The 13,189-nt window shown below is 67.0% G+C and carries 13 protein-coding genes; 11 read left to right on the forward strand and 2 right to left on the reverse strand.

The window, feature by feature from the left end:
* The 6 genes from exaC to ACTJJX_RS23660 all read left to right on the forward strand — a co-directional run.
* Positions 1-1,470 (forward strand): acetaldehyde dehydrogenase ExaC (exaC, locus tag ACTJJX_RS23635; protein WP_049261398.1); only part of this gene is annotated, 1,470 nt, incomplete at its 5' end.
* Between the two features lie 209 nt (positions 1,471-1,679).
* Positions 1,680-3,128 (forward strand): ethanolamine permease, encoded by a 1,449-nt coding sequence (eat, locus tag ACTJJX_RS23640; RefSeq protein ID WP_016852472.1) that lies wholly within the window; start codon positions 1,680-1,682, stop codon positions 3,126-3,128.
* 57 nt (positions 3,129-3,185) lie between these two features.
* On the forward strand, positions 3,186-4,580 hold the full coding sequence (locus ACTJJX_RS23645) for an ethanolamine ammonia-lyase subunit EutB (protein WP_003093232.1): 1,395 nt from the start codon (positions 3,186-3,188) through the stop codon (positions 4,578-4,580).
* A gap of 10 nt (positions 4,581-4,590) precedes the next feature.
* Positions 4,591-5,412: an ethanolamine ammonia-lyase subunit EutC gene (gene eutC, locus ACTJJX_RS23650; RefSeq protein WP_003114907.1), complete on the forward strand. Its 822-nt coding sequence runs from the start codon at positions 4,591-4,593 to the stop codon at positions 5,410-5,412.
* Between the two features lie 162 nt (positions 5,413-5,574).
* Complete coding sequence (locus ACTJJX_RS23655) at positions 5,575-6,036, forward strand: GNAT family N-acetyltransferase (RefSeq protein ID WP_003093235.1); 462 nt, start codon at positions 5,575-5,577, stop codon at positions 6,034-6,036.
* A 49-nt stretch (positions 6,037-6,085) separates the two neighbouring features.
* Complete coding sequence (locus ACTJJX_RS23660) at positions 6,086-6,979, forward strand: substrate-binding periplasmic protein (protein WP_003102782.1); 894 nt, start codon at positions 6,086-6,088, stop codon at positions 6,977-6,979.
* Here ACTJJX_RS23660 and ACTJJX_RS23665 read toward each other — a convergent pair.
* Positions 6,872-8,455 carry a protein kinase gene (locus ACTJJX_RS23665; RefSeq protein ID WP_016852471.1) on the reverse strand — a complete coding sequence of 528 codons (1,584 nt, stop codon included), beginning with the start codon at positions 8,453-8,455 and terminating at the stop codon, positions 6,872-6,874. The two genes, ACTJJX_RS23660 and ACTJJX_RS23665, sit on opposite strands and share 108 nt — an antisense overlap.
* A gap of 193 nt (positions 8,456-8,648) precedes the next feature.
* Here ACTJJX_RS23665 and ACTJJX_RS23670 point away from each other — a divergent pair, with 193 nt between their 5' ends.
* From ACTJJX_RS23670 to ppa, 3 genes are all read left to right on the forward strand, one after another.
* Complete coding sequence (locus tag ACTJJX_RS23670) at positions 8,649-9,314, forward strand: DedA family protein (RefSeq protein ID WP_003093241.1); 666 nt, start codon at positions 8,649-8,651, stop codon at positions 9,312-9,314.
* Positions 9,315-9,316: 2 nt separating this feature from the next.
* A complete protein-coding gene (locus ACTJJX_RS23675; RefSeq protein ID WP_003093244.1) occupies positions 9,317-10,147 on the forward strand; it encodes a zinc-dependent peptidase in 831 nt (276 codons plus the stop codon).
* 79 nt (positions 10,148-10,226) lie between these two features.
* Positions 10,227-10,754 carry an inorganic diphosphatase gene (ppa, locus tag ACTJJX_RS23680; RefSeq protein ID WP_003093248.1) on the forward strand — a complete coding sequence of 176 codons (528 nt, stop codon included), beginning with the start codon at positions 10,227-10,229 and terminating at the stop codon, positions 10,752-10,754.
* Between the two features lie 91 nt (positions 10,755-10,845).
* Here ppa and ACTJJX_RS23685 read toward each other — a convergent pair whose 3' ends face one another.
* On the reverse strand, positions 10,846-11,562 hold the full coding sequence (locus ACTJJX_RS23685) for a response regulator transcription factor (RefSeq protein WP_003093250.1): 717 nt from the start codon (positions 11,560-11,562) through the stop codon (positions 10,846-10,848).
* Positions 11,563-11,756: 194 nt separating this feature from the next.
* Between ACTJJX_RS23685 and mucE the strand changes: the two genes are divergently transcribed.
* Together mucE and aqpZ are read left to right on the forward strand one after the other, a co-directional pair.
* Positions 11,757-12,026 carry a mucoid induction factor MucE gene (gene mucE, locus ACTJJX_RS23690; RefSeq protein WP_003093256.1) on the forward strand — a complete coding sequence of 90 codons (270 nt, stop codon included), beginning with the start codon at positions 11,757-11,759 and terminating at the stop codon, positions 12,024-12,026.
* Between the two features lie 346 nt (positions 12,027-12,372).
* The gene (aqpZ, locus tag ACTJJX_RS23695; protein WP_003102790.1) at positions 12,373-13,062 is read left to right on the forward strand and encodes an aquaporin Z; all 690 of its coding nucleotides are present in this window, start codon (positions 12,373-12,375) and stop codon (positions 13,060-13,062) included.
* The last annotated feature ends 127 nt before the right edge of the window (positions 13,063-13,189 follow it).

Genomic DNA, 13,189 nt, shown 5'->3' on the forward strand with positions numbered 1-13,189 from the left:
CGCTACGGCAACTACATCGGCGGCGAGTTCGTGCCTCCGGTCAAGGGCCAGTACTTCACCAACACCTCGCCGGTGAACGGCCAGCCGATCGCCGAGTTCCCCCGTTCCACCGCCGAGGACATCGACAAGGCCCTCGACGCCGCCCACGCCGCCGCCGACGCCTGGGGCCGCACCTCGGTGCAGGAGCGCTCGAACATCCTGCTGAAGATCGCCGACCGCATCGAGCAGAACCTGGAACTGCTCGCCGTCACCGAGACCTGGGACAACGGCAAGGCCGTGCGCGAGACCCTCAACGCCGACATCCCCCTGGCCGCCGACCACTTCCGCTACTTCGCCGGCTGCATCCGCGCCCAGGAAGGCTCCGCCGCCGAGATCAACGACAGGACCGTGGCCTACCACATCCATGAGCCGCTGGGCGTGGTCGGGCAGATCATCCCGTGGAACTTCCCGCTGCTGATGGCCGCCTGGAAGCTGGCCCCGGCGCTGGCCGCCGGCAACTGCGTGGTGCTCAAGCCGGCCGAGCAGACCCCGCTGGGTATCTGCGTGCTGCTGGAACTCATCGGCGACCTGCTGCCGCCGGGCGTGCTCAACGTCGTCCAGGGCTTCGGCAGGGAGGCCGGCGAGGCCCTGGCCACCAGCAAGCGCATCGCCAAGATCGCCTTCACCGGTTCCACCCCGGTCGGCTCGCACATCCTCAAGTGCGCGGCGGAGAACATCATTCCCTCCACCGTCGAGCTGGGCGGCAAGAGCCCGAACATCTATTTCGAAGACATCATGCAGGCCGAGCCGGCGTTCATCGAGAAGGCCGCCGAGGGCCTGGTGCTGGCCTTCTTCAACCAGGGCGAGGTGTGCACCTGCCCGTCCCGCGCGCTGGTCCAGGAGTCGATCTACCCGGCATTCATGGAAGAGGTGCTGAAAAAGGTCAGGGCGATCAAGCGCGGCGACCCGCTGGACACCGAGACCATGGTCGGCGCCCAGGCTTCCCAGCAGCAGTACGAGAAGATCCTCTCCTACCTCGACATCGCCCAGCAGGAAGGCGCCGAGCTGCTCGCCGGCGGCAGCGTCGAGAAGCTCGAAGGCAACCTGGCCAGCGGCTACTACATCCAGCCGACCCTGCTCAAGGGGCACAACGGCATGCGCGTGTTCCAGGAGGAAATCTTCGGCCCGGTGGTCGGCGTCACCACCTTCAAGGACGAAGCCGAGGCCCTGGCCATCGCCAACGACACCGAGTACGGCCTCGGCGCCGGCCTCTGGACCCGCGACATCAACCGCGCCTACCGCATGGGCCGCGGGATCAAGGCCGGTCGCGTGTGGACCAACTGCTACCACCTGTACCCGGCCCACGCCGCGTTCGGCGGCTACAAGAAGTCCGGCGTCGGTCGCGAGACGCACAAGATGATGCTCGACCACTACCAGCAGACCAAGAACCTGCTGGTGAGCTACGACATCAACCCGCTGGGCTTCTTCTAGTAGGACCCCGGACCGGCCGCGACCGCCCTTTCCCGGAGCGGTCGCGCCGGCTCGTGAAACACGCCGCCGAGGCTGACGGCGGCGCCCCTTCCACCTCCTCGCCAGGCCGATTGCAGAGCGGCTGGCATAGCTATTGCCTGCGTTCACCACGTACAGCACACCACCGGGAAAACCGGGGTCGATAACAACAAGATTGAGGTGAAAAACCCATGTCCCTCGAACAAACCGGCCATGCGCCCACAACTTCCGGGGTCGACTTCGAAAGCGTCGACGCCGACTACTTCCAACACCGTCAACTGAAGAAAGGCGCCGCCGGCTGGGTCCTGCTGGTCGGGCTCGGCGTCGCCTACGTGATCTCCGGCGACTACGCCGGCTGGAACTTCGGCCTGGCCCAGGGCGGCTGGGGCGGGATGTTCCTCGCCACCCTGCTGATGGCCACCATGTACCTGTGCATGTGCTTCTCGCTCGCCGAGCTGTCTTCGATGATCCCTACCGCCGGCGGCGGCTACGGCTTCGCCCGCAGCGCCTTCGGGCCCTGGGGCGGCTTCCTCACCGGCACCGCGATCCTCATCGAATACGCCATCGCCCCGGCGGCCATCGCCTGCTTCATCGGCGCCTACTGCGAGTCGCTGTTCGGCGTCGGCGGCTGGCTGATCTACCTGGTGTTCTACATCGTATTCATCGGCATCCACATCCTCGGCGCCGGCGAGGCGCTGAAGCTGATGTTCGTCATCACCGCGGTGGCGGCCATCGCCCTCGGCGTGTTCATTGTCGCGATGGTTCCGCACTTCGACTCGGCCAACCTGTTCAACATCCCGCAGACCGCGGCGACCGGCGCCAGCAGCTTCCTGCCGTTCGGCTATGTCGGGGTCTGGGCGGCGATCCCCTACGCGATCTGGTTCTTCCTCGCCGTCGAAGGCGTGCCGCTGGCCGCCGAGGAAACCAAGAACCCCAAGCGCGACCTGCCGCGCGGACTGATCGGCGCCATGTTGGTGCTTCTCGCCTTCGCCGCACTGATTCTGGTCGTCGGTCCCGGGGCCGCCGGAGCCAAGGAGCTGATGGGCTCGGGCAATCCCCTGGTGGAAGCGCTGGAGTCGGCCTACAAGGGTTCGACCTGGATGAGCCAGTTCGTCAACCTGGTCGGCCTGGCCGGGCTGATCGCCAGCTTCTTCTCGATCATCTATGCCTACTCGCGGCAGATCTTCGCCCTCTCCCGCGCCGGCTACCTGCCGCGCAGCCTCTCGCTGACCAACCGCAAGAAGGCGCCGGTACTGGCCCTGGTGGTGCCGGGGGTGATCGGCTTCGGCCTGTCGCTGACCGGCCAGGGCGACCTGCTGATCCTGGTCGCGGTGTTCGGCGCGACCATCTCCTACGTGCTGATGATGGCCGCGCACATCACCCTGCGCATCCGCCGCCCGGACATGCAGCGCCCCTACCGCACCCCTGGCGGCATCCTCACCTCCGGCGTAGCCCTGGCGCTGGCCTGCGTCGCGGTGGTCGCCGGCTTCCTGGTCGACCCGCGGGTCGTGGTCGGCGCGGTGGCGATCTACGCTGTACTGATCGGCTACTTCGCCCTGTACAGTCGGCATCACCTGGTGTCCGGCACCCCGGAAGAAGAGTTCGCCGCGATCCAGGCGGCGGAACAGGACCTGCGCTGAGAGCGACAACGACAAAGCCCGGCCCGCCGCTGGCGAGGCCGGGCACTGGAGACACACATGGCACGTTTCACCCATAGCGTCGGCGGCGAAACCTACCGCTTCGACAGCCTCAAGGACGTGATGGCCAAGGCCAGCCCCGCGCGCTCCGGCGATTTCCTCGCCGGCGTCGCGGCGAGCAACGACGGCGAGCGGGTCGCCGCGCAGATGGCCCTGGCCGACATCCCGCTCAAACACTTCCTCGACGAGGCGCTGATTCCCTACGAGGACGACGAGGTCACCCGCCTGATCATCGACACCCACCAGCGCGACGCCTTCGCCCCGGTGTCCCATCTCACCGTCGGCGGCTTCCGCGACTGGCTGCTCGGCGACGCCGCCGACGAGGCCAGCCTGCGCGCCCTGGCTCCGGGCCTGACGCCGGAAATGGCAGCGGCGGTATCGAAGATCATGCGTGTCCAGGATCTGGTCCTGGTGGCGCAGAAGATCCGCGTGGTCACCCGCTTCCGCAACACCCTCGGCCTTCGCGGCCGGCTCTCCACCCGCCTGCAACCGAACCACCCGACCGACGACCCGGCCGGAATCGCCGCGAGCATCCTCGACGGCCTGCTGTTCGGCAATGGCGACGCGATGCTCGGGATCAATCCTGCCACCGACAGCATGGCCTCGATCTGCGCCCTGCTGGAGATGCTCGACGCGATCATCCAGCGCTACGAGATTCCTACCCAGGCCTGCGTGCTGACCCACGTCACCAGCTCCATCGAGGCGATCAACCGCGGCGTGCCGCTGGACCTGGTGTTCCAGTCGATCGCCGGCACCGAGGCGGCCAATGCCAGCTTCGGCATCAGCCTGAAGATCCTCCAGGAAGGCTACGAGGCCGGGCTCAGCCAGAAGCGCGGCACCCTAGGCAACAACCTGATGTACTTCGAGACCGGCCAGGGCAGCGCGCTCTCGGCCAACGCCCACCACGGCGTCGACCAGCAGACCTGCGAGACCCGCGCCTATGCGGTGGCTCGTCACTTCAAGCCGTTCCTGGTGAACACCGTGGTCGGCTTCATCGGTCCCGAGTACCTGTACAACGGCAAGCAGATCATCCGCGCCGGCCTGGAAGACCACTTCTGCGGCAAGCTGCTCGGCGTGCCGATGGGTTGCGACATCTGCTACACCAACCATGCCGAGGCCGACCAGGACGACATGGACATGCTCCTGACCCTGCTGGGCGTCGCCGGGATCAACTTCATCATGGGCATTCCCGGCTCCGACGACGTGATGCTCAACTACCAGACCACCTCCTTCCACGACGCCCTCTATGCGCGCCAGACGCTGGGCCTGAAGCCGGCGCCGGAATTCGAGGACTGGTTGCAGCGGATGGGAATCTTCACCCAGGCCGACGGGCGCATCCGCTTCGGTGACGAGTTACCGCCGGCGTTCCGCCAGGCCCTGGCGCAACTGGCCTGAGGAGATGCCGATGAACGACAAGCACCTGCCCGACGCCAGCGCCGAGAACCCCTGGCTGCCGCTGCGCCAGCTGACCCCCGCGCGGATCGCCCTGGGCCGCACCGGCACCAGCCTGCCGACCCGCCCGCAACTGGACTTCCAGTACGCCCACGCCCAGGCGCGCGACGCCGTGCACCTGCCCTTCGACCATGCGGCCATCAGCGACGGCCTGCGCCAGCGCGGCCGCGACAGCCTGCTGCTGCACAGCGCCGCCGCCGACCGCCACGTCTACCTGCAACGCCCGGACCTCGGCCGGCGCCTCGACGAGGCCTCGGTGCAACGCCTGCGCGAACACGCCGCCGGCTACGACGGGCAGATCGACCTGGCCATCGTGGTCGCCGACGGCCTCTCCGCGCTGGCCGTGCAGCGTCACACCCTGCCCTTCCTCGAACGCCTGGAGGAACAGGCGCTGGCCGAAGGCTGGTCGCTGTCGCCGGTGGTCCTGGTGGAACAGGGACGGGTGGCAGTGGCCGACGAGATCGGTGAATTGCTGCGGGCGAAGATGAGCGTGATCCTGATCGGCGAGCGTCCCGGCCTCAGCTCGCCGGACAGCCTCGGCCTGTACTTCACCTGGGCCCCGCGGGTCGGCCTCACCGACGCCTATCGCAACTGCATCTCCAACGTCCGCCTGGAAGGCCTCAGCTACGGCATGGCCGCGCACCGCCTGCTCTACCTGATGCGCGAGGCCTGCCGGCGGCAGCTTTCCGGGGTCAACCTGAAGGACGAGGCGGAGGTCCAGGCGCTGGACGGCGAGGCTCCGCGCACCGGCAACTTCCTCCTGGCGAGGGACTGAGCCTCCCGGCCGAAGGATGGGCCGGCGCGCGTCGCCCCTCCTTCGGCCGATTCAAACGTTCGCTTGGATTGCGCTTTCCAGGGAGATTGGGCAGCATCGAAGCGTTGCTGGCATGCAGCCTGCATCGTCCCGGCAGCCCCTTCCCGCAATGCGAGGCCCGTCATGCGAATCGTGCAAGCCACCCTCGAACACCTCGACCTGCTGGCGCCGCTGTTCGTCAAGTACCGCGAATTCTACGGCATGCTCTCCTACCCCGAGTCCTCGCGGAAATTCCTCGAGAAACGCCTGCGCCGCAAGGAATCGGTGATCTACCTGGCGCTGGCCGACGAAGAAGACCGCCTGCTCGGTTTCTGCCAGCTCTATCCGAGCTTCTCCTCGCTGTCGCTCAAGCGCGTCTGGATCCTCAACGACATCTACGTCGCCGAGGAGGCACGCCGGCAACTGGTCGCCGACCACCTGCTGCAACACGCCAAGCAGATGGCCCGGGAAACCCATGCGGTGCGCATGCGTGTCTCCACCAGCGTCGACAACGAGGTAGCGCAGAAAGTCTACGAGTCGATCGGCTTCCGCGAAGACCAGGAGTTCAAGAACTACACCCTGCCGATCAGCGACGAACTAAGCTGAAGACAAAGGCACGGCACTTCCCAACCGATCGCTCAGAGCAGAGGCATCCATGGGTTCGCGCACCTGGCACTGGCCCGGCGTCCTGCTCGGCCTGCTCCTCGCCACGGCCGGCGCGCAGGCCGACACCCTGCGCGTGGCGACCCTCGACTGGGCGCCCTACGTCGGCCCCGACCTGCCGGGCAAGGGCCTCGCCAGCCGCATCCTCGACGAAGCCCTGGCCCTCGACGGGCACCGCGCCGAACTGGTGTTCCTGCCCTGGCAACGTGCCCTGAAGGAAGCCGCCGAGGGGCGCTTCGACGCTCTCATGCCGGCCTACCTGTCGCCCGAGCGGCGCGAACTGTTCCACGCCACCATCCCCCTGCTCGACTCGCAACTGGGCTTCTTCCGCCAGCGCGAGCGCCTGCTGCCGGTCAATCCCGCGCATCTGGAAAGCCTGCGTCCGTACCGCATCGGCGTGGTCCGCGGCTACGTCAACCGGGAGGATTTCGACGCCGACCGCAGCCTGACCAAGGACGCGGTGACCAACGACTGGCAGAACCTCGAGAAGCTCCTGCGCGGGCGTATCGACCTGGCCGTGGTCGATCGCTACACCGGCTACCACCTGCTGGCGCGCAACGTGCCGGCGCTGAAGGATCGCCTGGTGTTCATCGAACCGCCGCTGGAGGTCAAGCCGCTCTATGTACTGGTGCCGAAAAGACACGCCCGCGGCGCCGCCCTTGCCGCCAGCCTCGACCGCAACCTGCGCCTGATGCGTCGCAGCGGCCGGCTGGAACAACTGATCGCCGAAGCGCACCTCGAACGCAGCGGGCAGACCCGCACGCTGGCCGTCGATCCGTTAACCGGCCAGGCCGACCAGCAGCGCAGCCCCGGCCAGGAGCAGGACCAGGGCCAGCACGCCCCGTTGCAACCGGCGTGGCGCGAAGACCCGCTGGGGATGCGCTAGCGGCTTCTGCAAGGCCAGCCAGAATTCCGACAACGCTTCGAAGCGCGCCTCCGGACGCGGCGCCAGGGCCCGCGCCAATACCCCATCCCAGCCGACCGGCAGGTCCGCCTGACGCTCGCCCAGGGGCTCGTAGCGGCATCCGCCGTCGCTCTCCGGGCAGGCGATCGACGGCCAGCGACCACAGAGCAGCCAATAGAACAGCGCCGCCAGGGCGAACTGGTCGGCCCGGCCATCGATCGCCTCGCCGCGACGCAACTCCGGCGCCAGCGGCACGCTGTCCGCAGGCAGCGCCTGGCGCGCCACCCCCGGCAGGATCGCCGCCGCCTCGGGGAGGAACAGCAGGCGCCCGCCCTCGTCCAGCAGGATCTGCCGCGGCGCCAGCCACAAGCCCTGTACGCCGCGCCGCTGCAAGGCGCGAACCGCATCGATAAGTTGCTCCAGGAGGACCAGCGCGCATTGCGGTTCCAGCGGCAGGTGCGCTGGCGCCCAATCCAGCAGGCTGCGCATCGGCCAGCGCGGCGGAGCGAACAACTGGAAGGCATGACGACGCAACCGGGGCGACGACAATACTCGCGGCAGGCTCTCCGCACGGCAGCGCCGCAATGCCCATTCGCGCTGCCAGAACGCTTCGTCGGCATCGACCGCCGCGAGCAGCAGCAACGCCTCGCGTCCTTGCTCGTCGCAGGCGCGGAATAGCCGCCCGGGCGGGCCGAACGCGCAAGCTGCCTGCAAGGTCCAGCCATCCACGCAGTCGCCGGGGCACGCCGCGCCCAGCGCTGGCCAGCCGGTATGCCGTGGCGCCGCCGGGGCGCGCTCGAGCGCCCCCGGCAAGACCAGCGCCACCGCCCCCGGCGCATGCAGCAACGGCTGCAGCACGCCCTCCAGGCGCCCCGTGGCCAGCCCCGCACAACGCTCTCCGAGGGCGCGCAGGTCGGCCACTTCGAGCAGCGGCTGGGGCGCCAGCAACAAGGGCTCGCCGGCCACCTGGGTCAGGTTGTGCTGGACCAGCGCCAGCTCCGCGCTGCTACCCAGCGGCTGGCCGCTCCCTCCCAGGCGCTGCAGGCTGCCCTGGCGATAACGCAGCAGGCCGACGGCGCCGCACTGGAGAAAGTGCACGCCTCCGGCATGGACCAGCAGCAACCCCGCCGCCAGCTCGAGCACGCCCGGCTCGCCTTCGCGGCGCCGGCGATAGAGCTGCATGTTCAGCGAAGCCAGGACCTGCCGCGCCGCCTGCGCTTCCGGCCAACCCTCGGGGGTACAGGCGTAGTCGGCGAACAGGGCGTCGAGATGGCCTTCGATGGCCTGCACCACGTTGGCGCAACCGCGTCCCCAGAGCAGCGCCAGGAGAAACGCCGGAGCCCGTCCGGGGCGAGGCGCGAGCCATTCGGCGCGAACCCGCGCGGCCTGCCCCGGGAGGTCGCGCCCGGCGCCCAGGGCGAGACTGAGCGGTGGCTGGGCAAAAGGCTGGAGTGTCATCGCACGCCCTTCCCTGCTAGAAATTTCTCCTGTTCTTGCAGACTTTATGCCGACCAATTTCGGAAAAATTACCGAAACATCCTGCAATCAGTGGTTTTGCCGGGATCGCGACAAACAGCCCCCCACCCATCCGGACGCCCCCCTATAATGGCGGCCCTCTGCCGCTCAACGCGTTGTCTCCGCAGGTTGCTCAATGGACTTCAACCCAATCGATCTGATTCTCCACCTGGATACCTACCTGGCCATGCTGGTCAGCAACTATGGCGTCTGGATCTACGCCATCCTGTTCCTGGTGATCTTCTGTGAAACCGGCCTGGTGGTGACTCCGTTCCTCCCCGGCGACTCGCTGCTGTTCATCGCCGGCGCCATCTGCGCCACCGGCGGCATGGACCCATGGCTGCTCGGCGGGCTGCTGATGGTCGCGGCGATCACCGGCGACAGCACCAACTACGTGATCGGCCGGACCCTCGGCAAGCGGCTGTTCAGCAACCCCGACTCGAAGGTATTCCGCCGCGACTACCTCGACCGCACCCATGAGTTCTACGAACGCCACGGCGGCAAGACCGTGACCCTGGCGCGCTTCCTGCCCATCGTGCGGACCTTCGCGCCCTTCGTCGCCGGCATGGCGAAGATGCACTACCCGCGCTTCGTCATGTTCAGCGTGGTCGGCACCGTGGCCTGGGTCGGCGGCCTGGTGACCCTGGGCTACTTCTTCGGCAACGTGCCGTTCATCAAGAAGAACCTGTCGCTGCTGGTGATCGGCATCATCCTGCTGTCGCTGCTGCCGATGATCCTCGGCTTCATTCGCCATCGCCTGCAGGCGAGCGCCGCCAAACAGGCCAAGGCCCAGAGCGACTGAGCATGTGGTCGTTCCGCGCCTGGCGGCGCCGGCGCCTGCTGGCACGCCACCCGGTGGCCGAAGAGCTCTGGCAGCGGGTACGCCGGCACCTGCCGATCCTCGACGGCCTGGACGCCGACGAGGACCGCCGCCTGCGCGAGCGGGCCGTGCTGTTTCTCGCCGACAAGCACCTGACCGCACTCGCCGGCGTCGATCTCGACGACTTCGGCCGCCTGCTGCTGGCGGCGCAGGCGCAACTGCCGCTGTTGCACCTGCCGGAGCTGAACTGGTACCAGGGCTTCCACGAACTGGTGCTGTATCCCGACGATTTCGTCAGCCCGCAGAAACACCGCGACGCCAGCGGCGTAGTCCATGAGTTCGACGACGAACGCAGCGGCGAGACGTCCCTGCAAGGGCCGGTGGTCCTGGCCTGGCCCGGCGTCGTCGGCGGGGGTGGCTGGGATGCCTACAACCTGGTGATCCACGAACTGGCGCACAAGCTGGACATGCTCAACGGCGACGCCAACGGCCTGCCGCCGCTGCACGCCGGCATGCGCATCGGCGACTGGGCGAGCGCCATGCAGGCCGCCTACGACGAGATGAACGCCCTGCTCGACCGCGACCCCGACGCGCAGACCGCCATCGATCCCTATGCGGCGGAAGATCCGGCGGAGTTCTTCGCCGTTACCAGCGAGTATTTCTTCACCGCCCCGGATCTCCTCCACGAGGCCTATCCGGCGGTATACCGGCAGCTCCAGTTGTTCTACCGCCAGGACCCACTGCAACGCCTGCGCCGCCTGCAGGCCGAGCATCCGGACTACCGCGAGGCGGCGGGCGACACGACTAACGGCTGAATGCCGGTACATGGCATCGACAACCGAATATGCCTATAATCGCGGCCTCTTTTTTGGCCAGAAACCTCTGGAGTCACCCATGAGCTACAGCAAGATCCCGGCCGGCAAGGACCTGCCGAACGACATCTACGTCGCTATCGAGATTCCGGCCAACCATGCGCCGATCAAGTACGAGATCGACAAGGACACCGACTGCCTGTTCGTCGACCGTTTCATGGCCACCCCGATGTTCTACCCGGCCAACTACGGCTTCATCCCGAACACTCTGGCCGACGACGGCGACCCGCTGGACGTGCTGGTGGTGACCCCCTATCCGGTCGCTCCCGGTTCGGTGATCCGCGCGCGCCCGGTTGGCGTCCTGCACATGACCGACGAGGCAGGCGGCGACGCCAAGCTGATCGCCGTGCCGCACGACAAGCTGAGCGTCCTGTACAAGGACGTGAAGGAATACACCGACCTGCCGGCCCTGCTGCTGGAACAGATCAAGCACTTCTTCGAGAACTACAAGGATCTCGAGAAAGGCAAGTGGGTCAAGGTCGAAGGCTGGGGCAACGCCGACGCCGCCCGCGCCGAGATCACCAAGGCCGTGGCCGCGTTCCAGAAGTAAGCGCGCCTCGCCGAAAAGAAGCCCCGCAGCCGCGGGGCTTTTTCATTCTCCCTCGCCGACCGCCAAGGTCGGTCTCGCCACCCCGCTCCGCTCAGTCGACCGTCGCCACGCTCTCCAACCGATATCCGTAGCCGTAGATGGTCAGCAACTGCCAACCGCGCTCGGCGGTCAGGCCAAGCTTGTTGCGCAGGCGATAGATGTGGGTATCCAGCGGCCGCGAGGACAACACTTCCTCGTGGGGCCAGAAGCGCTCGTAGAGATATTCCCGCGACAACGGCCGTCCCAGGTTGGCGAACAGGCAGCGGGCCAGGCGGTATTCGCGTTCGGTCAGGCTGATCGGCGCGCCGGCCCGGGTCACGGTCAGCTCGGCATCGTCGAAGCTGAGGTCGTTGAAAGTCTGCACCTCATGCTGCGCGGGACGCGTTCCCCCGTGGCGACGCAGCACGGCGGCTACCCGCGCCTTCAGTTCGTTGGGTCGGAACGGCTTGCTGACATAGTCGTCGGCGCCGCTGTTCAACGCTTGCACGATGTCCTGTTCGGCGTCACGGCTGGTCAGCATGATCGCCGGCGGCGGCGCATCCAGATGCTCGCGGCTCCAGCGCAGCAATTGCAGGCCGCTGAGGTCCGGCAACTGCCAGTCGAGGATCAGCAGGTCGAAGGTTTCCCGCTTGAGCTGCTTGAGCAGGTCCTCGCCACGGGCGAAACGGTGCACCGTCCAGGCCTGTTCGCCCTGCGCGGGTATCTGCTGCAAGGTCTGCTCGACCCGGTCCAGTTCGGCCGACTCGTCGTCCAGTATCGCGACACGCATAAAAGCTGGTCCTGTTCAATCGGGCTAACGCCCCTTTTTCGCTCCAGGAACGGCGAATTACGTACAAATCTGAAGAATTGTGACGAATCTCTCTGGTCGCGACCAGCCCTTGATAGCCTGATTCCAAATAGCCATTAAGCGGGACGAAGAGCCCGTGAGCCAGCGCCAGCCTGACCTATCAAGGAGTCGTAGCCATGGGTTTCCGGCCAGTTAGCCAACGTTTGCGTGACATCAACCTGCAGGCCCTCGGCAAGTTTTCCTGCCTTGCCCTGGTCCTCGGCCTGGAATCGGTAAGCCATCCGGCCGGCCCGGTCCAGGCCCCGTCGTTCAGCCAGGGCACCGCCAGCCCGTCCTTCGCTACTCCGCTCGGCCTCGACGGCCCGGCCCGCGCCAGGGCCGAGATGTGGAACGTCGGCCTGTCCGGCGCCGTCAGCGTGCGTGACGAGTTGCGCTGGGTGTTTTGAACGCGACGAATCTGAAATAGCGCGGAAGAATCTGAAGAAATATGGCAAATCTCACAGCAGACAAATCGCGCTTGGTAGATTTCCAACCGCTGAGTAGGCCAAGGAGCAAATGGATTGCTCCGACACAGGGATGTGTAAACCCGCTCCGGCGGGCCGTGGAACGAGACCACTCGAACCACAGTCAGGGGTCGGTAACGGACGATCGCCCCAGGCAACCGAGCCAATCCCCCCAGGGCTGGCTTCGACACACGGATGTGTCATCTCCCCTTCCTTGTTCGAATCATCCCCTCCCGCTATCCGGACGCCTCGATCCGCGTCCCATCCTGGATCTGAAAAGGACCTCATCATGAAGCAATACGGAGCAGAGTTCTTCGGCACCTTCTGGCTGGTATTGGGCGGCTGCGGCAGCGCAGTACTCGCTGCCGGCGTACCGGAACTGGGAATCGGCTACCTCGGCGTGGCCCTGGCGTTCGGCCTCAGCGTGCTGACCATGGCCTATGCCATCGGCCCGATCTCCGGCGCCCATCTGAACCCCGCGGTATCGGTAGGCCTGTGGGTCGGCGGGCGCTTCCCGGCCAGCCAACTGCTGCCCTATGTCGTCGCCCAGGTCCTCGGTGGCCTCGCCGCCGGCGGCGTGCTGTACCTGATCGCCAGCGGCAAGGCCGGCTTCGACCTGGCCGCCGGCTTCGCCTCCAACGGCTACGGCGAACACTCGCCGGGCGGCTACTCGTTGCAAGCCGCGCTGGTCAGCGAAGTGGTACTTACCGGCATGTTCCTGCTGATCATCCTCGGCGCCACCTCCAAGCGCGCGCCGCAGGGCTTCGCGCCGATCGCCATCGGCCTGACCCTGACCCTGATCCACCTGATCAGCATCCCGGTCACCAACACCTCGGTGAACCCGGCGCGCAGCACCGCGGTCGCCCTGTACGTCGGCGACTGGGCGGTTTCCCAGCTGTGGCTGTTCTGGGTCGCGCCGATTCTCGGTGCGGTACTCGGCGCCCTGGCCTATCGCCTGATCGGCGACAAGAACGACTGAACCGAAGCGCCTGGCCCAACCGCCAGGCGCTGCGGCCGAGGAAACGACAAGGGAGCCTGCGGGCTCCCGATGTCGTTGCAAGGATTGCGAAACCGGCGCCCGATCAGGCAGATTGCAGCCTGACCGG

Source organism: Pseudomonas sp. 22490 (genome assembly GCF_052044465.1).
Classification (GTDB): Bacteria; Pseudomonadota; Gammaproteobacteria; order Pseudomonadales; family Pseudomonadaceae; genus Pseudomonas; species Pseudomonas aeruginosa.

Coding starts and splice junctions, on each gene's coding strand:
- aqpZ (WP_003102790.1), top strand. CDS start 12,373: ATGAAGCAATACGGAGCAGAGTTCTTCGGCACCTTCTGGCTGGTATTG.
- ACTJJX_RS23675 (WP_003093244.1), top strand. CDS start 9,317: ATGTGGTCGTTCCGCGCCTGGCGGCGCCGGCGCCTGCTGGCACGCCAC.
- ACTJJX_RS23645 (WP_003093232.1), top strand. CDS start 3,186: ATGGCACGTTTCACCCATAGCGTCGGCGGCGAAACCTACCGCTTCGAC.
- eat (WP_016852472.1), top strand. CDS start 1,680: ATGTCCCTCGAACAAACCGGCCATGCGCCCACAACTTCCGGGGTCGAC.
- ACTJJX_RS23685 (WP_003093250.1), bottom strand. CDS start 11,562: ATGCGTGTCGCGATACTGGACGACGAGTCGGCCGAACTGGACCGGGTC.
- ACTJJX_RS23660 (WP_003102782.1), top strand. CDS start 6,086: ATGGGTTCGCGCACCTGGCACTGGCCCGGCGTCCTGCTCGGCCTGCTC.
- ppa (WP_003093248.1), top strand. CDS start 10,227: ATGAGCTACAGCAAGATCCCGGCCGGCAAGGACCTGCCGAACGACATC.
- ACTJJX_RS23670 (WP_003093241.1), top strand. CDS start 8,649: ATGGACTTCAACCCAATCGATCTGATTCTCCACCTGGATACCTACCTG.
- ACTJJX_RS23665 (WP_016852471.1), bottom strand. CDS start 8,455: ATGACACTCCAGCCTTTTGCCCAGCCACCGCTCAGTCTCGCCCTGGGC.
- eutC (WP_003114907.1), top strand. CDS start 4,591: ATGAACGACAAGCACCTGCCCGACGCCAGCGCCGAGAACCCCTGGCTG.
- ACTJJX_RS23655 (WP_003093235.1), top strand. CDS start 5,575: ATGCGAATCGTGCAAGCCACCCTCGAACACCTCGACCTGCTGGCGCCG.
- mucE (WP_003093256.1), top strand. CDS start 11,757: ATGGGTTTCCGGCCAGTTAGCCAACGTTTGCGTGACATCAACCTGCAG.